This window comes from Bacillus songklensis (assembly GCF_042649685.1).
GTDB lineage: Bacteria > Bacillota > Bacilli > Bacillales > Bacillaceae_H > Bacillus_BA > Bacillus_BA songklensis.
Genome location: NZ_JBHRZT010000027.1, coordinates 1 through 19,623 on the forward strand (window position 1 = coordinate 1; position 19,623 = coordinate 19,623).

Annotated in this window: 18 protein-coding genes, 2 tRNA genes, 1 rRNA gene and 2 riboswitches; of the genes, 18 read left to right on the forward strand and 3 right to left on the reverse strand. The window is 39.0% G+C overall.

Translation table 11 applies throughout. From position 1 onward, the window contains the following. The 7 genes from rrf to tsaD form a co-directional block, all read left to right on the forward strand. Positions 1 to 100, forward strand: a 5S ribosomal RNA gene (rrf, locus tag ACFOU2_RS07585); the annotation flags it as partial. Between the two features lie 15 nt (positions 101 to 115). Continuing rightward, positions 116 to 192, forward strand: a tRNA-Met gene (locus ACFOU2_RS07590). A gap of 72 nt (positions 193 to 264) precedes the next feature. Next, positions 265 to 340, forward strand: a tRNA-Asp gene (locus tag ACFOU2_RS07595). A gap of 344 nt (positions 341 to 684) precedes the next feature. Then, positions 685 to 1,170 (forward strand): tRNA (adenosine(37)-N6)-threonylcarbamoyltransferase complex ATPase subunit type 1 TsaE, encoded by a 486-nt coding sequence (gene tsaE / locus ACFOU2_RS07600; protein ID WP_377913844.1) that lies wholly within the window; start codon positions 685 to 687, stop codon positions 1,168 to 1,170. Further along, entirely contained in the window at positions 1,151 to 1,852 is a 702-nt protein-coding gene (tsaB, locus tag ACFOU2_RS07605) for a tRNA (adenosine(37)-N6)-threonylcarbamoyltransferase complex dimerization subunit type 1 TsaB (protein ID WP_377913846.1), read from the forward strand. The genes tsaE and tsaB overlap by 20 nt, the downstream gene beginning before the upstream one ends. 14 nt (positions 1,853 to 1,866) lie before the next feature. Beyond that, positions 1,867 to 2,316, forward strand: a complete 450-nt coding sequence (rimI, locus tag ACFOU2_RS07610) for a ribosomal protein S18-alanine N-acetyltransferase (protein ID WP_377913848.1) — start codon at positions 1,867 to 1,869, stop codon at positions 2,314 to 2,316. Next, the gene (gene tsaD / locus ACFOU2_RS07615; RefSeq protein ID WP_377913850.1) at positions 2,313 to 3,332 is read left to right on the forward strand and encodes a tRNA (adenosine(37)-N6)-threonylcarbamoyltransferase complex transferase subunit TsaD; all 1,020 of its coding nucleotides are present in this window, start codon (positions 2,313 to 2,315) and stop codon (positions 3,330 to 3,332) included. Before rimI ends, tsaD begins: the two co-directional genes overlap by 4 nt. Before the next feature lie 105 nt (positions 3,333 to 3,437). Here tsaD and ACFOU2_RS07620 read toward each other — a convergent pair whose 3' ends face one another. Then, positions 3,438 to 5,387 carry an ABC transporter ATP-binding protein gene (locus ACFOU2_RS07620; RefSeq protein ID WP_377913852.1) on the reverse strand — a complete coding sequence of 650 codons (1,950 nt, stop codon included), beginning with the start codon at positions 5,385 to 5,387 and terminating at the stop codon, positions 3,438 to 3,440. A gap of 244 nt (positions 5,388 to 5,631) precedes the next feature. On the opposite strand from ACFOU2_RS07620, the gene moaC reads away from it, so the two are divergent. From moaC to tatC, 4 genes are read left to right on the forward strand one after another with little or no spacing between them, the layout of a single operon-like run. Beyond that, entirely contained in the window at positions 5,632 to 6,117 is a 486-nt protein-coding gene (gene moaC, locus ACFOU2_RS07625) for a cyclic pyranopterin monophosphate synthase MoaC (RefSeq protein WP_377913854.1), read from the forward strand. Positions 6,118 to 6,149: 32 nt separating this feature from the next. Next, entirely contained in the window at positions 6,150 to 6,791 is a 642-nt protein-coding gene (locus tag ACFOU2_RS07630; protein ID WP_377913856.1) for a redox-sensing transcriptional repressor Rex, read from the forward strand. Between the two features lie 40 nt (positions 6,792 to 6,831). Further along, a complete protein-coding gene (tatA, locus tag ACFOU2_RS07635; RefSeq protein WP_377913858.1) occupies positions 6,832 to 7,005 on the forward strand; it encodes a twin-arginine translocase TatA/TatE family subunit in 174 nt (57 codons plus the stop codon). Between the two features lie 12 nt (positions 7,006 to 7,017). Further along, positions 7,018 to 7,779: a twin-arginine translocase subunit TatC gene (gene tatC, locus ACFOU2_RS07640; protein WP_377913860.1), complete on the forward strand. Its 762-nt coding sequence runs from the start codon at positions 7,018 to 7,020 to the stop codon at positions 7,777 to 7,779. A gap of 10 nt (positions 7,780 to 7,789) precedes the next feature. Here the strand turns inward: tatC and ACFOU2_RS07645 are convergent, their stop codons facing one another. After that, positions 7,790 to 7,999 carry a YdiK family protein gene (locus ACFOU2_RS07645; protein WP_377913862.1) on the reverse strand — a complete coding sequence of 70 codons (210 nt, stop codon included), beginning with the start codon at positions 7,997 to 7,999 and terminating at the stop codon, positions 7,790 to 7,792. After that, complete coding sequence (locus ACFOU2_RS07650) at positions 7,996 to 8,721, reverse strand: CPBP family intramembrane glutamic endopeptidase (RefSeq protein WP_377913864.1); 726 nt, start codon at positions 8,719 to 8,721, stop codon at positions 7,996 to 7,998. Before ACFOU2_RS07650 ends, ACFOU2_RS07645 begins: the two co-directional genes overlap by 4 nt. 471 nt (positions 8,722 to 9,192) lie before the next feature. Here ACFOU2_RS07650 and groES point away from each other — a divergent pair, with 471 nt between their 5' ends. From groES to ACFOU2_RS07685, 7 genes are all read left to right on the forward strand, one after another. Continuing rightward, the gene (gene groES, locus ACFOU2_RS07655; protein ID WP_377913866.1) at positions 9,193 to 9,477 is read left to right on the forward strand and encodes a co-chaperone GroES; all 285 of its coding nucleotides are present in this window, start codon (positions 9,193 to 9,195) and stop codon (positions 9,475 to 9,477) included. Between the two features lie 78 nt (positions 9,478 to 9,555). Then, positions 9,556 to 11,178 carry a chaperonin GroEL gene (groL, locus tag ACFOU2_RS07660; RefSeq protein WP_377913868.1) on the forward strand — a complete coding sequence of 541 codons (1,623 nt, stop codon included), beginning with the start codon at positions 9,556 to 9,558 and terminating at the stop codon, positions 11,176 to 11,178. Between the two features lie 131 nt (positions 11,179 to 11,309). Further along, entirely contained in the window at positions 11,310 to 12,260 is a 951-nt protein-coding gene (locus ACFOU2_RS07665; RefSeq protein ID WP_377913870.1) for an AAA family ATPase, read from the forward strand. A 6-nt stretch (positions 12,261 to 12,266) separates the two neighbouring features. Next, positions 12,267 to 13,478 (forward strand): DUF58 domain-containing protein, encoded by a 1,212-nt coding sequence (locus ACFOU2_RS07670; protein WP_377913872.1) that lies wholly within the window; start codon positions 12,267 to 12,269, stop codon positions 13,476 to 13,478. Then, on the forward strand, positions 13,475 to 15,655 hold the full coding sequence (locus tag ACFOU2_RS07675; RefSeq protein WP_377913874.1) for a DUF4129 domain-containing transglutaminase family protein: 2,181 nt from the start codon (positions 13,475 to 13,477) through the stop codon (positions 15,653 to 15,655). Before ACFOU2_RS07670 ends, ACFOU2_RS07675 begins: the two co-directional genes overlap by 4 nt. Before the next feature lie 39 nt (positions 15,656 to 15,694). After that, positions 15,695 to 15,796, forward strand: a riboswitch (purine riboswitch). Positions 15,797 to 15,915: 119 nt separating this feature from the next. After that, positions 15,916 to 17,451 (forward strand): glutamine-hydrolyzing GMP synthase, encoded by a 1,536-nt coding sequence (gene guaA / locus ACFOU2_RS07680; RefSeq protein ID WP_377913876.1) that lies wholly within the window; start codon positions 15,916 to 15,918, stop codon positions 17,449 to 17,451. A gap of 83 nt (positions 17,452 to 17,534) precedes the next feature. Continuing rightward, a riboswitch (purine riboswitch) is annotated at positions 17,535 to 17,636 on the forward strand. A 311-nt stretch (positions 17,637 to 17,947) separates the two neighbouring features. Further along, positions 17,948 to 19,273: an NCS2 family permease gene (locus tag ACFOU2_RS07685; RefSeq protein ID WP_377913878.1), complete on the forward strand. Its 1,326-nt coding sequence runs from the start codon at positions 17,948 to 17,950 to the stop codon at positions 19,271 to 19,273. Positions 19,274 to 19,623: the final 350 nt, after the last annotated feature.

Below are 19,623 nucleotides of genomic sequence, written 5' to 3' on the forward strand. Positions count from 1 at the left end.
AAGAGGTCACACCCGTTCCCATGCCGAACACGGAAGTTAAGCTCTTCAGCGCCGATGGTAGTTGGGGGTCTCCCCCTGTGAGAGTAGGACGTCGCCAGGCTTATTATTTTATTATCGCGGGGTGGAGCAGTCTGGTAGCTCGTCGGGCTCATAACCCGAAGGTCGCAGGTTCAAATCCTGTCCCCGCAACCAACTCTAACTTCTTTGAATTTCATCTTTGGGAGTTTGTGCGAAATATCATAAGATATTTCAAGCAAAATGTGTGGTCCCGTGGTGTAGTGGTTAACATGCCTGCCTGTCACGCAGGAGATCGCGGGTTCGAGTCCCGTCGGGACCGCCATAATGTATTTAGCAGCAACGAAACAGAATGTTTCGTTTTTTTATTTGATTACCGATTACCGTTCTGTTAAACCATTTATACCGTCTTTGCATCCTTAGGATTACAAATCCTAGGGACTTTTTTATATTTTGATACATAGCCTTATCCCCTTATTTCGCTCTATACATACAAAGCGACGTAATCCATTGCTCCTAAGAGCCTGATAACATCAATTGACAATTGGTGGCAGGGGAGAATCTCTCAGCCGAGTGAAGTTTTGCTTTATTGGATATCATGATGATAGAGAGCTTACAATAAAGGAAGGCCATTGTTTAAAACAAGCTTGAAAAGAGGCATGTCATACTATGATAGAACAAGAAACATTTGTGTTATTTACATATTCTCCCGAAGAAACGATGAAGGCTGCAGAAAAGCTTGCTCATTTACTACAACCTGGAGATGTTTTATTATTAGAAGGAGATTTAGGAGCTGGTAAAACTACTTTTACAAAAGGGTTAGCCAAAGGCCTTGGAATTACAAGAAACGTCAATAGTCCCACTTTTACTATTATCAAGGAGTATCATGGAGGACGTTTACCTTTGTTCCATATGGATGTTTATCGGTTAGATGATAGCTTTGAAGATTTAGGGTTCGATGAATATTTTGAAGGGAACGGTGTTACTGTGGTAGAGTGGGCGCATCTCATCCAAGAACAGCTACCTGTACAATTATTACAAATTAATATATATCATGAGGCAGAAGAAAAACGCCGTCTCGAGCTGAACGCTTATGGCCGGCACTATATTGATCTTTGTAAGGAGCTTTTAAAAGATGAAAACTTTGGCAATTGATACATCAAATTTTGTGATGGGAATCGCTATTCTCGATAATAATATTGTGATTGGTGAAATGATAACAAACATAAAAAAGAACCATTCTTTACGGGTCATGCCTGCTATTCAATCTTTGTTAGAAGATTGCGGTGTGAAGCCTGAGCAGCTAGAACGCATTGTGGTAGCAGAGGGACCGGGATCATATACAGGAGTGCGAATTGGGGTGACCATTGCGAAAACACTGGCGTGGACATTGAACATTCCTTTAGCCGGGGTCTCAAGCCTGGAAGTATTAGCGGTAAATGGCCGTTATTTTAACGGTTATATTTGCCCTCTTTTTGATGCGCGTCGTGGTCAAATTTATACCGGGCTTTATGAATATAAGAATGAGGAATTAACAACGGTTCTAGAAGACCGCCTTATTATAAATGATGAATGGGTAAAACAGATCAAAGAGTATAACAAACCCATTCTGTTTTTAGGGAATGATCTTCATCTTCATAGGCAAATATTCTCCGAGAGATTAGGGGAGAAGGCGGTCTTCTCTGTGATTACTCAGTATAATCCCCGTCCAGGTGAGCTTGGCCTTCTCGGAATGAATAAACAATTCGTCGAGAATGTGCACTCTTTTGTTCCCAATTATCTTCGTCTAGCTGAAGCAGAGGCAAATTGGCTGGCGGCGCAAAAACCTAAAAGTTAAGGAGAAACAAGGAAATGAAGTCAACGACTACTTTTCGATTCATGGAAATGAAAGATATTGATCAAATTCTGCTTATAGAAAGATCATCCTTCACTGTTCCCTGGAGTCGAGAGGCCTTTTATAATGAGCTGATCCATAATCAGTATGCTCGTTATTTAGTCATGGAAGATGAAGGACAAATTATCGGTTATTGCGGCCTGTGGATTGTTATAGATGAAGCACATATTACAAATATCGCTTTACTGCCTGAATATCGCGGGCAAGGTTTGGGAACAGAGTTGCTAAGAAAGACGATGACAGAAGCAAAAGAACTAGGAGCAAATACGATGACCCTTGAAGTGAGAGTATCCAATCATGTTGCTCAATCCCTTTATCGAAAGTTAGGGTTTGAAAATGGCGGTATTCGAAAAAATTATTATTCTGACAATCAAGAAGACGCTTTAGTAATGTGGGTGAGATTATGAGTGATAAAAAACAATTAATTTTAGCGATTGAAACAAGTTGTGATGAAACGGCTGCTGCTGTTATCAAGAATGGAACGGACATTGTATCAAATGTAGTAGCCTCACAAATTGAAAGTCATAAAAGGTTCGGCGGTGTTGTTCCAGAAATTGCTTCCCGCCATCATGTTGAGCAGATAACCATCGTAGTAGAAGAAGCGTTAAAGCAAGCGAGTATAACATTTGAAGATATTGCTGCTGTTGCCGTAACAGAAGGACCGGGATTAGTAGGAGCGCTGTTAATCGGGGTAAATGCGGCCAAAGCATTGGCCTTCGCACATAGTAAACCGGTTGTTGGGGTCCATCACATTGCAGGTCATATTTATGCTAATCGTTTAGTAACAGAAATGAAGTTCCCTCTTTTATCTTTAGTCGTTTCGGGCGGGCATACTGAACTTGTGTATATGCCTGAGCATGGAGTGTTTAAAGTCATTGGCGAAACAAGAGATGATGCAGCGGGAGAGGCTTACGATAAAGTGGCAAGAACGTTAAATCTTCCATATCCAGGAGGCCCTCATATCGATCGTTTAGCACATGAAGGCAGCCCTTCTTACAATTTACCACGAGCCTGGCTGGAAGAGGGTTCTTATGATTTTAGTTTTAGTGGCTTAAAATCAGCTGTCATTAATACAATTCATAATGCAAAGCAAAAAGGTGAGGAGATTAATGCGAACGATATGGCAGCCAGCTTTCAGCAAAGTGTCATTGAGGTACTCGTCACCAAGACAGTGCGGGCGGCAAGAGAGTACGACGTAAAACAAGTATTGTTAGCGGGTGGAGTAGCGGCTAATAAAGGGTTAAGGGCAGAACTAGAAGAGGCTTTTTCTTCCTTGGAAGGTGTCCGGCTAGTTATTCCACCTCTTTCGTTATGTACAGATAATGCGGCTATGATTGGGGCGGCCGGCAGTATCTTGTTCGAAAAAGGAAAATTATCCACAATGGCATTAAACGCAAACCCTGGCTTAGACTTAGAGTGTTAATAATAAGAACAGATTTTGTGGATCATGATTTAAAAGCAGGGTTGAAGATGTTATAGTGCAGATAGCATGTGAATAAAAAAAGCCAGTGTATAGCACTGGCTTTTTTTATTCTTCAAGCAATAACTGAAGGGTTTCCCACTCTTCCATTAATTCTGCTAATGCTTGTTCACATGATTCTTTCTCAATATTAATTTTATGAACTTCCTCATGATTTTGATAGACATCCGGATCACAGAGTCTTTCCTCATTCTGGGCGATTTTTTCTTCCATCTCATGAATTTGGATTTCAATTTCTTCTACTCTGCGCTTTCGTTGACGAACAAGCTTTTTTGCCTCTTTGTCTTGAGTATAGGATTTTTTTTCAGGGACTGCTTCATTTTTTGGTTTGTCTCCGAGCTGAGTTTCTTGAGCGGCTAACTGTTCGAGTTCTAGAAGCTCCGCTTTTTTCTGGACAAAATAATCATAATCCCCTAAATATTCTTCCGCGTGATTGGCTGAGAGCTCAATTACTTTACTAGCAATACGATTAATAAAATAACGGTCATGGGAGACGAATAATAATGTCCCCGGGTAATCAACTAAAGCATTTTCTAACACTTGCTTACTATCTAAGTCAAGATGGTTAGTAGGTTCGTCTAAAATTAGGAAATTCGCTTTTTGCATCATAAGTTTGGCCAAGGCAAGGCGGGCTTTTTCACCACCACTTAAAGTGGAAACCGTTTTTAATACGTCTTCTCCGGAGAACAAGAAGTTCCCCAGGGTGGTGCGGATTTCTTTTTCCGTTTTCGTTGGGTAATCATCCCACAACTCTTGCAATACAGTTTTATTGGATAGCAGGTTGGCTTGCTCTTGATCATAATATCCAAGTGTGACATTAGAACCGAATGCTATCTTTCCTTTTCGTATAGGAAGTTGATCGGTTATTGCTTTTAGTAAAGTAGACTTTCCGATTCCGTTTGGTCCCACTAAAGCAATGCTTTCTCCGCGTGTAATGCGAAGATTAATATTTTGGATAACAGGAGATTCATCTTGCTGATAAGCCACCGCTACATCTTCAAGCCTCAATACTTCATTTCCGCTTTGACGCTCAATGTCGAACATAAAAGAAGCCGATTTTTCGTAGCCGGAAGGTTTGGGAAACAGTTCCATCCTATCTAACTGTTTTCTCCTGCTTTGGGCTCGTTTGGTTGTAGAAGCACGAGCGATGTTTCGTTGAATAAAGTCATTTAATTTGGCAATTTCATCTTGCTGTTTCTCGTATTGTTTCAAGTCACGTTCGTACTGCTCTGCTTTTTGAATTAAGTAGTTTGAGTAGTTGCCTGTATATTTAGTAACAGTAGTTCGAGACACCTCATAAATTTGTGTGACCACTTTATCTAGGAAATAGCGATCATGGGAGACGATTAAAATAGCCCCTGAATAGTTTTGCAAAAATTGTTCTAACCATGATAACGTCTCGATATCCAAGTGGTTGGTAGGCTCGTCCAAAATCAATAAGTCCGGCTTTGTCAGAAGGAGCTTAGCAAGGGCCAATCTTGTTTTTTGTCCACCGCTTAGTGTGGAAATGGGCGTAGTATAGTCATAATCAGAAAAACGAAAGCCATGTAAAATGGAGCGAGTGTCCGCCTCATATTGATAACCGCCCTGGTCTTTGAATTTAACTTGCAGTTCATCATATTCATGAAGCAGCTTTTCATATTGTGTCTCATTGTTTAACAAAGCAGGATCACCCATTTGTTGTTCCAAATGCCTTAACTGATGTTCCATTTGTTTTAAGGGTTGGAATACAGTCATCATTTCATCCCAGATGGATAATTCAGATTCCAAAATGGTGCTTTGTCCCATATAGTCAATTGTGACATCTTTTGGTTTAATCATTTCTCCCTGGTCATAAGAATGAAGGCCGGCAATGATTTTCAATAGAGTGGATTTTCCCGCTCCGTTGCGGCCAACTAGACCAATTCGATCTTTACATTGTACTTCTAATTTTATATTCGTTAAAATCGGTTCAGCTCCAAAAAATTTGGAGATCCCGTTTAATTGTAAAAGAATCATATGTTTCACCTCTACTAGTATAGGTTTAGTGTATCTTAATGTATTGAGAATGGGCAACTATCCAATATTATCTATCGGTTCTAACGGACAGTAGGATCCTATTTTAAGCATTAAGCAGTGGATAACTGCCCATAGGAGCCTGATAAGTTCAATTAACACTCTGTAATTATAAGAAATGTTCCTATAACTTCAAGAGACAGATTTGTTAAAATAGTGTATAGTCGTAATTAAAGGAGGAGAAAATGTGGGTTTTACTCATTTTAACGACCAGGGTCGAGCTAAAATGGTCGACATCTCAGAAAAACATGAAACAGTACGTACAGCGGTTGCTGTGTCCAGTGTACAAGTAAGTGAAGAAATCTATCGGAAAATTGTTAGCCATGAGGTTGGAAAAGGAGATGTGTTAGCGGTTTCACAAGTGGCTGGAATTATGGCTGCAAAGAAAACAGCTGATGTTATTCCTATGTGTCATCCCATTCCATTAAAAGGTGTGAACATTTCTTTTTCATGGGAGCAAAAAGAGACAAGCTACTCACTTCTTATCAAAGTGGAAGCAAAAACAAAAGGAAGTACAGGAGTGGAAATGGAAGCGTTAACGGCTGCTTCTATTTGTGCATTAACCGTCTATGATATGTGTAAAGCTATTGATAAATCAATGATCATTGGACCAACCTATTTAATAGAAAAAACCGGTGGGAAAAGCGGGGATTACAAACGAGAGAACCTATAATGTAAAGGCTTTTGGATTGTGGGGGATAAATGATGAATACTGAGCAATTAAAAATACCACAAGCAACTGCGAAGCGATTGCCTCTTTATTATCGCTTTTTAAAAAATCTGCATTCTTCAGGAAAGCAGCGTGTTTCTTCAGCTGAATTGAGTGAAGCTGTAAAAGTGGATTCAGCAACTATTCGCAGAGATTTCTCCTATTTTGGAGCACTAGGGAAAAAAGGTTATGGATACAATGTCAATTATTTGTTATCCTTTTTTAGAAAAACATTAGATCAAGATGAGATTACGAAAGTAGCGTTAATCGGGGTGGGAAATCTCGGGACTGCTTTTTTAAATTATAATTTTATCAAGAATAACAATACAAAAATAGAGTTCTCTTTTGATGTAGATGAAAGCAAGGTCGGAACGACTATTGGAGATGTGCCAATTTATCACTTAGATGAGCTGGAAGATAGAATTACAGAGGGAATTTCAGTGGCCATCTTAACCGTACCTGCCAGCGTAGCACAGCAAATTACAGATCGTTTAGTAAAAAGCGGGATTAAAGGGATTTTAAACTTTACTCCTGCACGCATCAATGTACCCGATTCCATTCGAATCCATCACATTGACCTAGCAGTTGAGTTACAATCACTAATTTATTTTCTAAAAAATTATCCGAAGTCACCTTAAGGTAACAGGATGTTACTCAAAAGGAGAGGGGGAATTTTTCATGGGTATTGGATTCGGCAGTTTTCTATTGATTGCTCTAGTTGCTTTACTCATTTTTGGACCGAAAAAGCTGCCTGAGTTAGGGAAAGCAGCAGGCCATACGTTAAAAGAGTTTAAGGATGCCACAAAAGGGTTAGCCGATGATGACGATGATAAAAAGCGTAATGGGAAGTAAGGAATGAACTTTATGAATGAACAAGAAATGTCGGTTTATGATCATCTGGAGGAATTACGCAAGCGAATTATCATGACTATAGTCTTCTTTTTGGCAGCGACGATTGGTGGTTTCTTTTTGGTCAAGCCGATTATCCTTTATTTGCAACAAGCTGATGAGGCACAAGAGCTGACGATGAATGCGTTCCGCCTAACCGATCCAATTAAAATTTATATGCAGTTCGCTTTTATTATTGGCTGTATTCTTTCGTCACCTGTCGTTCTTTATCAACTATGGGCATTTATTAGCCCTGGTCTCTATGAAAAGGAACGAAAAGTTACATTGAGCTACATTCCCGTTTCGCTCTTTTTATTTTTGGGCGGCATTTCGTTTGCTTATTTTGTCCTGTTTCCGTTTGTCGTTCATTTTATGACCGAATTGGCAGATGATTTAAATATCCAACAAGTAATCGGGATCAATGAGTACTTCCAATTTTTATTAAAATTGACGCTCCCATTTGGGCTTTTGTTTCAATTACCCGTCGTCATCATGTTTTTAACGAGATTAGGCATTGTGACACCCATGTTTCTGGCAAATATCAGAAGATATGCTTATTTTGTTTTACTGGTGATTGCAGCTCTTATTACCCCGCCGGATGTTGTTTCACATATGATGGTGACACTGCCATTGCTGCTGCTTTATGAAGTAAGTATCCTGATTTCAAAATCAGCCTACCGAAAAGTATTAAAAGCAGGACAAGAAGCACAGATGGAACAAAAAATAACCTCCCGCTGATGGCGGGAGGTTATTTTTTGTTTTTTTGAATTTTTTTGATTTTATAATGCAGGATAAATACACGAATTGCCACGCCAAAATCGAAGGTGGCCACAATCATTAACACAATGGTCGTAAAATCCCAAATTCCTTTTTCGGCACTTCCGATGGCAAGGTACGTAAATAAAATGCCCATAAAGGTATAAATTAATCCCATAACAAGAGGGGTCGTTCTCATCATAAAAAGCCTCCAAAAATAAATTGCATTTGCTCCGCTTGTTTTTGCATTTCTTCGAGGCGATCTGCAAAAATAGTTTGGCTAAGGACGACAATGGTATTCATCATCACATGAGCAAAAATCGGAACAAGAATCTGGTCGGTTTTTGCATATAAATAGGCAAAGACCAGCCCCATGGCTGTATAGATCAAAAGGTGACTGAAATCTAAATGAACAACACCGAAAATAAAGGCGCTAATAATAGCTGACAGGAAAAAACCAAGTCTTGGAGTCAGTGTTCTAAATATGATTTTACGGAAAATGATCTCCTCTAAAATCGGCCCTATCACCGAAGTGACAATAATAAGAAATGGTGTAAGCTTAACCAGGTCTACAATCACTTTTGTATTTTGAGATCCAGGATCAATTCCGAACAATTTCATTTCAATCATTGCTGCAATAGATTGGGCAGCTAAAGCAAGAAATACACCAAAAATAGACCAAATGAACGTTTTAGCCGGTTGATGATGATTCCGCATATTCATCTCTTTTCTTAACAAAAAGAGGACAATGATCAAAGCGGCAGAAAAACTGATAATGGTCCAGTAACTCGCAGCTACTTGCCTTGAGACCTCTGCAGATTCGTTTCCGCCAACACCCAGGGAAAGCAGCAGGCCAACTCCTATAATGCCGGAAAATTGCATAATGACATATGTCAAGATAATAAGCCAGTATTGTTTTTTCAACCTTCATACTCCTTTTCAGCAGTAATTCATATACACTACACTGTATTGTATCATAGTACAACAGAAAACATAGGAGATAATGTTTGAAGCCCCTATCACTTATTTTTATGATAAAGGTTTAGAATTTATCAAAAGAGAAATAATGTAAAATGTGATTAAAAAGTGGACGGAATTCCATTCCCTTGTAACCTTACTAGTAAACGGTTTAATGATTGTTATTTAAAAGCAAGGTTTCTTCTATTCAGTATTTCTCTCAGCAAAAAATCTCCGGCTCGTTAGATGGATAAGGAATCAGAAAGTGAGAAAGTAAGACAGTCTTTCAAGCTGAAGAAGGTTAATTGAAAAATTTTTTATAATTTTACTTGCAAAAAAAAGGCAATTTATTTAATATAATAGTTGTGTTAGCACTCAAAGATAATGAGTGCTAACAAAAACGAAAAGATTTGTATATATTTGAGGAGGTTGTTTCACTTGTTAAAGCCATTAGGTGATCGCGTAGTAATTGAGCTTGTGCAATCTGAAGAAAAAACGGCAAGCGGTATTGTATTACCAGATACTGCGAAAGAAAAGCCTCAAGAAGGTAAAGTGGTAGCAGTAGGAACTGGTCGCGTATTAGACAACGGCGAGCGCGTTGCTCTTGAAGTAGCTGCAGGCGATCGCATTATCTTCTCAAAATACGCTGGTACTGAAGTAAAATACGAAGGAAAAGAATATTTAATTTTACGTGAAAGCGATATTTTAGCTGTAATTAGCTAATTAGCACATACTTAACTGAGCGGGAAAATAACATAAGAAGTTAAAAATATATCATTATTTTTGAGGAGGTCTAGCAATATGGCAAAAGAGATTATGTTTAGCGAAGAAGCACGTCGTGCAATGCTTCGCGGTGTAGATCAATTGGCAGATGCGGTAAAAGTAACTCTTGGACCAAAAGGACGTAACGTGGTTTTAGAGAAAAAATTCGGTTCTCCATTAATTACAAATGACGGTGTAACGATCGCAAAAGAAATCGAATTAGAAGATGCATTTGAAAACATGGGTGCAAAATTAGTAGCGGAAGTTGCCAGCAAAACAAATGATGTAGCTGGTGACGGTACAACAACTGCAACTGTTTTAGCACAAGCGATGATTCGCGAAGGACTTAAAAATGTAACAGCTGGCGCTAACCCTATGGGTGTCCGTAAAGGGATTGAAAAAGCGGTAGCTGTAGCAGTTGAAGAATTAAAAGCTATTTCTAAACCAATCGAAGGCAAAGCTTCTATCGCTCAAGTTGCAGCCATTTCTGCAGCTGATGAAGAAGTAGGTCAATTAATTGCAGAAGCAATGGAGCGTGTTGGTAACGATGGCGTTATTACACTTGAAGAATCCAAAGGTTTCACAACTGAATTAGAAGTTGTAGAAGGTATGCAATTTGACCGTGGGTATGCTTCTCCATATATGGTAACAGACTCTGACAAAATGGAAGCTGTTCTTGACAATCCATATATCTTAATTACAGACAAAAAGATTTCAAGCATTCAAGAAATCTTACCAGTATTAGAACAAGTAGTACAACAAGGCAAGCCGTTATTATTAATTGCTGAAGATGTGGAAGGTGAAGCATTAGCTACATTAGTAGTGAACAAACTTCGCGGTACATTTACAGCTGTAGCGGTTAAAGCCCCTGGCTTCGGTGATCGCCGTAAAGCAATGCTTCAAGACATCGCTATCTTAACTGGTGGTGAAGTGATCACTGAAGAGCTTGGCTTAGATCTTAAATCTGCAAACATCTCACAATTAGGACGCGCTGCAAAAGTTGTGGTAACAAAAGAAAACACGACAGTTGTTAACGGTGCTGGTGAGTCTGCAGAAATCCAAGCTCGCGTAAATCAAATCAAAGCTCAGCTGGAAGAAACAACGTCTGAGTTCGACCGTGAAAAATTACAAGAGCGTTTAGCGAAATTAGCTGGCGGTGTAGCAGTAATTAAAGTAGGTGCTGCTACTGAAACTGAATTAAAAGAACGTAAATTACGTATTGAAGACGCATTAAACTCTACTCGTGCTGCAGTTGAAGAAGGTATCGTAGCTGGTGGTGGTACTGCGTTAGTAAATATCTACAATAAAGTGTCTCAAATTCAAGCAGAAGGCGATGAAGCAACAGGTATTAACATCGTATTACGTGCGATGGAAGAACCAGTTCGTCAAATCGCTCACAATGCTGGTTTAGAAGGATCTGTTATCGTTGAGCGCTTAAAAGGCGTAGAAGTTGGCACAGGTTTCAACGCAGCAACTGGCGAGTGGGTAAACATGATCGAAGCCGGTATCGTAGACCCAACAAAAGTAACTCGTTCTGCACTTCAAAATGCAGCATCCGTTGCAGCAATGTTCTTAACAACTGAAGCTGTAGTTGCTGATAAACCGGAAGAAAATAAAATGCCGGCAATGCCGGATATGGGCGGAATGGGCGGTATGATGTAATCATATCCTTTCCGAAAAAAAACTCATGCTCTTTAGAGCATGAGTTTTTTTGATTTCAAAAAAGGAATGGGACAAGAGATGAAGAAATGATTAAGGATGAAATTATATTCAACCTAGAGGGGGGCACTTCAATGCAAAATATATCGTCTGTTCAAGATAAACTGCAGCGGGTGATTGAAAATATCGAGCAGGTCATTGTAGGGAAACAGGAAGCCGTATTGTTAAGCCTTGTCGCTTTAATTGCTGAAGGACATGTGCTGTTGGAAGATGTCCCTGGGGTAGGGAAAACCATGATGGTTAAAGCGCTGGCTAAATCTATTAATGTTGATTTTAAACGTATTCAATTTACTCCTGATTTACTGCCGTCCGATGTTGTTGGGGTATCTATATATAATCCAAAGGAAGCAGAGTTTCAGTACCGTCCCGGCCCAATTATGAGCCATATTGTGTTAGGAGATGAGATCAATCGTACGTCTCCCAAAACACAGTCAGCGCTGTTAGAGGGAATGGAGGAAGGAAGAGTAACAGTAGACGGGGTGACAAGAAAATTACCTGCACCTTTTTTTGTAATGGCAACACAAAATCCAATTGAATTCGAAGGAACTTATACATTGCCTGAAGCGCAGCTTGATCGTTTTTTGCTGAAGTTAAATATGGGTTATCCGACCATCAATGAGGAAGTGGAAATTTTAAATCGATTAGGGATGGATGAGCCCATTGAAAGATTACACCCTGTGATGAATGTGGAAGATTTATTAGAAATTCAAAAGCGGGTGAAAGAAGTATATGTTGATGAAACCATTAAACGTTATATTGTTGAACTCACGCATAGAACAAGGCAGCACGAGCTTATTCACTTAGGTGTCAGCCCGAGAGGCTCTATTGCTTTAATGAAGGCAGCACAAGCGTTGGCTCTGCTGCATGGAAGAGACTATTGTTTACCGGACGATATTCAAGAGCTGGCCCCTTATGTATTAGCTCATCGTCTCATTTTAAAATCAGAAGCAAAATTTGGGGGGCACACACCAGAAGAAATTATAAAACAAATCATCCAAAAAGTGTATGTCCCGATCAAAAGGTAGCACATGATGAAAAAGAAGATATGGATTCAAGTGATACATATTACCGTCATCCTGGTTCTAGCCGCCATTACTTTTGCATATGCGATGTTTCAAGGAGGATTTGTCAGTTGGTTTTTATTTTATAGCTTTATGCCGTTTGCGGTATATTCTTTGATGGTTTGTGTGTATCCTCTTCATCATCTGCATGTCGAAAGAGAACTGACTAAACAAACGTATCAAGCTGGTGATGATTTCGTCGCAACCATTATTATTAAACGTAAAGGACATTTTCCGCTCTTGTATTTAATCATCCAAGATGACCTTCCAGCCCATCTGGAAACTCATTACGGTCAAAATGCTTCTAAAATTATGATCTTTCCTTTTTTTCGTAAAGAGATTCAAATCCAATACTCTCTCTTGCATCTTCCGAGGGGAGAACATTCCTTTGACTATGTTCGCCTTAAGACAGGGGATTTCTTAGGAATAGTGGAAAAAGAGACTTATTATGAAAATAAAGTCAATTATTTAGTGTATCCAAAGATGATAAAGGTGAGAGTGTCCGATTTATTCACTGATTATGAACAGGGGGAGCTCTCTTCTCATTCGTTTTTACGCCAAGAAGGAGGATTTGTTTCGGGCATAAGGGAGTATCAGGCAGGGGACCGCTTCTCGTGGATTGACTGGAAATCATCGGCGAAGAGAAACACACTCATATCCAAAGAATTTGAACAAAAGAAAACAAGTCACCTGACTGTTGTGTTAGATGGGCTCACCCCTTATGGCCTTGAGCCGCGGATTACCCTTACTGCTTCTATTTTGTCAGCTTATGTGAAGGCTGGAGGAGATATTCAATTTATCTCATTAGGAAAAAACGTATTTGTGCAACCGTTACAAAATCCGGAGTATCATCTTCGCCAAGCGCTTTATCATTTAGCCTTTATTCAAGGTGAAAAGCAGGGACAGTTTTCGGAGATGTTAGCCCGAGAATGGGGAAAATGGCAATTGAAAACCAATATCCTTCTCATTGTGTCAGAGATGAATGAACAACTCATGTTTATGATGGAAGCTATGGTTCGTCAACAGTGCCATTTATTCATTATGATGGTGAAAGAAAACGAAAGAACGTTGAGCCCAAAGGAGCAAGCCTTGGTTAAACGGTTAAAATCAAAGCGTGTCCAAATTAAAGTAACAACAGAAAGCGAATTTCTCGATGCGATAGCGGGGGTGAATAGTCAATGAAAGTCATATCCCGTATTCGAGAGGAACCATTTATCCTATTTTTTTACGTTGCCTCTTTCTTGCTTCTGTACGAATGGTTAAATCCTTTAAAATATATAACTGACACAGAAAAGATCGGGGTTTTTATCTTTTTTATCGCTTTAAGCTTATGCCATTATGCGCTTAAGGTACGTTTATTGCCGAGTCTATTGCTCAAATGCATCTATATTTTGTTCTCTATTCATTCTTTATATTATGATGCTCCCTTTTTCAGCGGGAATTGGCTCTTGGAGCTCTTCAGCCAAGCGGGAAAAGATATTCAGCATTTTTGGATGATAGATATTTATCAGCTGTCTTCGGAATTTAGAAGTTTACTGTTTTTTATTCTTCTTTGGTTATTGTGTTATCTAGTATACTATTGGGTCTTTTTTCAAAAAAAAATTCTTTTATTCGTTGGTGTGACTGTTATTTATATTACGGTACTAGATACCTTTTCACCTTATGATGCTAAATACGCTATTATCCGAGTAGTGACCGTTGGGTTTATTTTTATTAGCTTGCTTGCTTTAGAGAGGATAAAAATAAAAGAATTTCATGCGCACCAAAAAATCATAAATAAGAAATTGTTGATTATTGTTCCGTTTATTGTTCTTTTAACAACGACAATAGCTTATTTTCTTCCTAAGGCCAGTCCTCAGTGGCCCGATCCTGTCCCATTTTTGAAAGGATATGCAGATCGTGCAGCAGGGCGTGAAGGAGCATCGAATATTCGGAAGGTAGGGTATGGTGTTAACGATTCACAATTGGGAGGCCCGTTTTTAGCGGACGCTACGGTTGTGTTTTATGCAGAAGCAGCTGAAAAGCATTATTGGCGTATTGAAACAAAAGATGTATATTCGGGAAAAGGGTGGGAAGTGTCTGAGAAAAGAAATGCTGTTCCCGTGAATAAAAAAGAAATCAACCTTTTCCAATATGGAGAGAATGTTTCAGCTAGGTCTTTAACCTCACACGTTGAATTGGTCCGGCCATCGATTCATCTTATGTACCCATTATCTATAAAGGCCTTAAAGCTGAATGAAGAGATAACATTAAAAGTAAATCCATTAACCGAGAAGTTTTATCCTTATCGAGGGGAAGGAATGGAGGAAGTTTCAGGATATGAAGTTACCTATACGTATCCTTCTTTTCAGGTCGAGACATTGCAAGGTGCAGCAGTTGATCGTATTGAGGGTGATCCGCAATTTAAGAAAAGGTATACACAACTCCCCTCCTCTTTACCCGATCGCATTCGTGATTTGGCCCGTGATATTACAAAAGGTGCTTTTAACCGTTATGATCAGGCCAAGGCTATTGAACGCTACTTCGAAGTGAACCCTTATGCATATGATACACAAAATGTTGCGGTGCCTGGTGATGGTGAAGATTATGTTGATCAGTTCTTATTTGAAACAAAGAGGGGGTACTGCGATAACTTTTCTACTTCCATGGTGGTTATGCTAAGAACTCTCGATATACCGGCAAGATGGGTGAAGGGCTATACGTACGGGAAAGCTGTTAATACCATGTATGATGGTCATACCCGTTATGAAATCACTCAAAATGATGCTCATTCATGGGTAGAAGTATATTTTCCGAACGTAGGCTGGGTCCCGTTCGAGCCAACCAAAAGCTTCAATAACCCTTATGAATTCACGTACAACCTGTCATCAAACAGTAACTCTAGTGCGGGTTCTAATCAGGAGATACAAGCACCTGCTGCTGTGAAGCCGGAAATAAAAACAAGCGAGAAAAAAGAACAAACAGATACGAAAACAAAAGAGCAAGCAAAGATTTCGTGGGTGGACATCTTGTTGCTGATTTTAGGTTTAATTGGAATTATTGGGCTTATTTATTTCATAAAAAATAGATGGTTTTATCGCTTTTTGATCATTATGTATAAAAAGAGAAAAGATGACAAAGTATTTGAAGATGCTTACTTAAGTTTGTTGAAACAACTAGAAAACCATGGGTTAAAAAGAGAGAAAGAACTAACATTGAGTCAATATGCCAAATATGTGGACCGCTATTTTGAAACCAGGGAAATGAGCGCATTAACGGAGCGATACGAACGAGTGTTGTATCGGAAAGATGAAGCAAAAAGACAATGGGTTGAATCGAAAGAATTATGGGAAAATTTAATCAAAAAAGCAAGTTCTTGACCTTCAAATAACGGATTGATAGAATAAGTTCATTAAATTAAATAGTTTTTATGTATCCTTCGTATATCCTCGATAATAGGGTTCGAGAGTCTCTACCGGGTTACCGTAAATTTCCCGACTATGAAGGCAGTATATTCTGTTTGTATAAGAGGATGCACAACTAGAATTCTGCCTTTATAAAACGAGAGGCGAATTCTAGTTTTTTTTATTTTGGGGCATAATACTGTTTATAATGTAAAGTTGATGAAGAGGTGAACTGAATGGAAGGCATGATTGTTGTATTAGACTTTGGAAGTCAGTATAACCAGTTAATTACTCGTCGTATTCGTGAGTTTGGTGTCTATAGTGAATTACATCCGCATACAATCACAGCGGCGGAAATTAAAACAATGAATCCAAAGGGTATTATTTTTTCCGGTGGTCCGAACAGTGTATATGGGGAAACAGCATTTACATGCGACCCTGATATTTTTAGCCTTAATATTCCCATTCTTGGTATTTGCTACGGCATGCAGTTAATGACACATCATTTAGGTGGTAAAGTTGAAGCGGCAAGCCATCGTGAATACGGGAAAGCCTCAATCGCTGTACAAAATGACTCAAAAATCTATCACAACCTTCCAAAGGAGCAAGTCGTGTGGATGAGTCATGGTGATTTAGTGGTTCAAACACCGGAAGGCTTTGAAGTGGATGCAACAAGCCCATCTTGTCCGATTGCAGCGATGAGCAATGAAGAGAAGCAAATGTACGGTGTGCAATTCCATCCAGAAGTTCGCCATTCTGTATACGGTAATGATATCCTTAAAAACTTCGTGTTTGAAATTTGTAAGAGCGAAGCGGATTGGTCCATGGAAAGCTTCATCGAAATGGAAATGAAAAAGATTCGTGAAACAGTGGGCGATAAAAAAGTGTTATGTGCTCTGAGCGGCGGTGTAGACTCTTCCGTAGTAGCAGCGTTAATCCATAAAGCAATTGGTGATCAATTAGTATGTATGTTTGTAGACCATGGTTTACTTCGCAAAGGTGAAGCAGAGAGCGTAATGAAGACTTTCTCTGAAGGTTTCAACATGAATGTTATTAAAATCGATGCTAAAGACCGTTTCTTAGGGAAGTTAAAAGGTGTTTCTGATCCAGAACAAAAACGTAAAATCATCGGTAATGAATTTATTTATGTGTTTGATGAGGAAGCAACAAAGTTTCATGAGCAAGGAATCGAGTTTTTGGCACAGGGAACCCTTTATACAGATATTATTGAAAGTGGTACGGCTACAGCCCAAACGATTAAATCTCATCATAACGTAGGCGGATTGCCAGAAGATATGCAGTTTGAGTTAATTGAGCCGTTAAATACATTATTTAAAGATGAAGTTCGCGCCCTTGGAAAAGAATTAGGTCTTCCTGATGAGATTGTGTGGCGCCAGCCTTTCCCGGGTCCAGGACTTGGTATCCGTGTTTTAGGCGAAGTTACCGAAGAAAAACTGGAAATTGTTCGTGAATCAGATGCCATTTTGCGTGAAGAAATTAAAAATGCAGGCTTAGAACGTGATATTTGGCAATATTTCACCGTTTTGCCGGATATCAGAAGTGTAGGGGTAATGGGAGATGCACGTACGTATGACTATACAATCGGTATTCGTGCCGTTACTTCTATTGATGGTATGACTTCAGATTGGGCAAGAATTCCTTGGGATGTACTTGAGGTGATCTCAACTCGTATTGTAAATGAAGTGAATCATATTAATCGTGTTGTTTATGACATTACAAGTAAGCCGCCTGCCACAATCGAATGGGAATAAACGAACAAAAAGCGAACATTATTTAAATAATGTTCGCTTTTTGTTGACTGGATAAAAAAGCAATGATACAATCTTACTGAAAAATAAATAGGAAAAAGATACGTCGTATAATGTTGGGGATATGGCCCGAGAGTTTCTACCGAGCTACCGTAAATGGCTTGACTACGAGGTGTGATGATACAGAGAGCTCATTTCTCTTTGAAAATACTTTCTCTATAGTCATGATCCTGGTCGGTCAACACTTCTGGTAGTTTACTAGAAGCGTTTTTTTATGATGTAAAAAGCTTTTTCTGTTTATTTGCGGAACAAAATTTCTTGAGTGTGTAAATTTAAAAATAGGAAAAAATGACTTTATGGGTCAATTCTTTTGACAAGTTAATGGAAAGAAAGGACATAGAGGGGTAAAATTCCATTATTAATTTCCAAACTTGATTTTTGAAATTATACGTTAGGACATTTATGGATTTTCTAAACTATGCAGGAGGTTGAAATCATCATGAGAAAGTATTTTCAGTTTAATGAACTCGGCACTAACTATCGTACAGAGATTATCGCTGGTATTACAACTTTTCTATCAATGGCCTATATTCTTTTTGTTAACCCGTTTACACTCTCTTTAGGATCAGTACAAGATTTTCCGGATGAGCTTCGGATGGATCCAGAGGCTGTGTTCGTAGCAACGGCTCTTGCTGCCGCATATGGTTCGATATTAATGGGGATTTTAGCGAAGTATCCCATTGCTTTAGCTCCGGGGATGGGGCTGAATGCTTTCTTTGCTTATACTGTTATATTAACAATGGGAGTGCCATGGCAAACAGCATTAGCGGGTGTGTTTATATCAGGAATTATCTTTACGATTTTAACCCTTACAGGGGTACGTGAGAAGATAATAGATGCTATTCCTATCGAATTAAAATATGCTGTCGGAGCAGGTATCGGTATTTTTATTACCTTTGTAGGTTTGCAAAATGCGAAAATTATTGTTGATAATCCGGCTACTCTTGTTGGGTTGACGGACTTTAAAGATGGAAACGTGCTTTTAGCAATATTCGGTTTAGTCGTAACAATTATTTTAATGGTTAAAAAAGTGAACGGCGGTATCTTTTACGGGATGTTAATCACCGCTGTTGCAGGAATGATTTTCGGATTAATTGAAGTGCCGACTAAAATCGTAAGTAGTGTTCCTGATGTCTCGCCGACTTTTGGAGCGGCTTTTGAAAATTTAGATCAAGTTTTTACGCTTAAAATGCTCGGTGTTATTCTTACTTTCTTTATTGTCGATTTCTTCGATGCGACAGGTACTTTACTTGCTGTTGCGAACCAGGCGGGATTATTAAAGAATAATAAACTTCCTAGAGCAGGAAAAGCTTTAATGGTGGATGCAACGGCTGTTATGGTTGGAGCTGTTTTTGGTACCTCTACTACTACTTCATATATTGAGTCTACAGCTGGAGTTGCGGCCGGAGGACGTTCAGGCTTTTCCGCTGTTGTAACAGGAGTCTTATTTTTGCTTGCTTTATTCTTTTCTCCGCTTTTAGGAGTCATTACAGCTCCTGTTACCGCACCCGCTCTTATTATTGTAGGTGTGCTGATGGCTTCTTCAATCGGAGAAATTGATTGGAAGAAATTCGAAGTAGCTGTACCGGCGTTCTTCACAATGGTAACAATGCCTTTAAGTTATAGTATTGCAACTGGAATAGCAATTGGTTTTATGTTTTATCCAATTACGATGGTTTTAAAGGGACGTGCAAAAGAAGTACATCCTATCTCTTACGTTTTATTTGTTATCTTTATTTTATACTTTATCTTCATAAGAGAATAAGCTTTCTTTCGTAAGTTTCAAAGCCTGCCCGTATAAGAGACGTGCAGGTTTTCTTTTTATAAAAAGTATTGACTGTTAGAATAAAAGCTGATATGATATTAATCACTGACGCCGACAATTTAAATTGTTCGAAGAAAATTCGAAAAAAGTTGTTGACGTAAAAAAAGATGAATGATATGATAATAAGGATGCTTCAAATCAACAGTGAACTTTGAAAACTGAACAAACGAACAAACGTCAACGTTAATTTTTTTTATTAGAGTAAGGAACATCGACTAAGAACGTCACGTCCTGTGACAACGTCGATGTCAGCACATCCATGTGCTAGTTCAAACATTTCTTCGGAGAGT

Excerpts from the sequence above, each read along its gene's own strand:
- tsaD (WP_377913850.1), top strand. The coding sequence starts at position 2,313 with ATGAGTGATAAAAAACAATTAATTTTAGCGATTGAAACAAGTTGTGAT.
- tatC (WP_377913860.1), top strand. The coding sequence starts at position 7,018 with ATGAATGAACAAGAAATGTCGGTTTATGATCATCTGGAGGAATTACGC.
- guaA (WP_377913876.1), top strand. The coding sequence starts at position 15,916 with ATGGAAGGCATGATTGTTGTATTAGACTTTGGAAGTCAGTATAACCAG.
- ACFOU2_RS07685 (WP_377913878.1), top strand. The coding sequence starts at position 17,948 with ATGAGAAAGTATTTTCAGTTTAATGAACTCGGCACTAACTATCGTACA.
- tsaB (WP_377913846.1), top strand. The coding sequence starts at position 1,151 with ATGAAAACTTTGGCAATTGATACATCAAATTTTGTGATGGGAATCGCT.
- ACFOU2_RS07670 (WP_377913872.1), top strand. The coding sequence starts at position 12,267 with ATGAAAAAGAAGATATGGATTCAAGTGATACATATTACCGTCATCCTG.
- ACFOU2_RS07665 (WP_377913870.1), top strand. The coding sequence starts at position 11,310 with ATGCAAAATATATCGTCTGTTCAAGATAAACTGCAGCGGGTGATTGAA.
- ACFOU2_RS07675 (WP_377913874.1), top strand. The coding sequence starts at position 13,475 with ATGAAAGTCATATCCCGTATTCGAGAGGAACCATTTATCCTATTTTTT.
- ACFOU2_RS07620 (WP_377913852.1), bottom strand. The coding sequence starts at position 5,387 with ATGATTCTTTTACAATTAAACGGGATCTCCAAATTTTTTGGAGCTGAA.
- tsaE (WP_377913844.1), top strand. The coding sequence starts at position 685 with ATGATAGAACAAGAAACATTTGTGTTATTTACATATTCTCCCGAAGAA.
- tatA (WP_377913858.1), top strand. The coding sequence starts at position 6,832 with ATGGGTATTGGATTCGGCAGTTTTCTATTGATTGCTCTAGTTGCTTTA.
- groL (WP_377913868.1), top strand. The coding sequence starts at position 9,556 with ATGGCAAAAGAGATTATGTTTAGCGAAGAAGCACGTCGTGCAATGCTT.
- ACFOU2_RS07630 (WP_377913856.1), top strand. The coding sequence starts at position 6,150 with ATGAATACTGAGCAATTAAAAATACCACAAGCAACTGCGAAGCGATTG.
- ACFOU2_RS07645 (WP_377913862.1), bottom strand. The coding sequence starts at position 7,999 with ATGATGAGAACGACCCCTCTTGTTATGGGATTAATTTATACCTTTATG.
- rimI (WP_377913848.1), top strand. The coding sequence starts at position 1,867 with ATGAAGTCAACGACTACTTTTCGATTCATGGAAATGAAAGATATTGAT.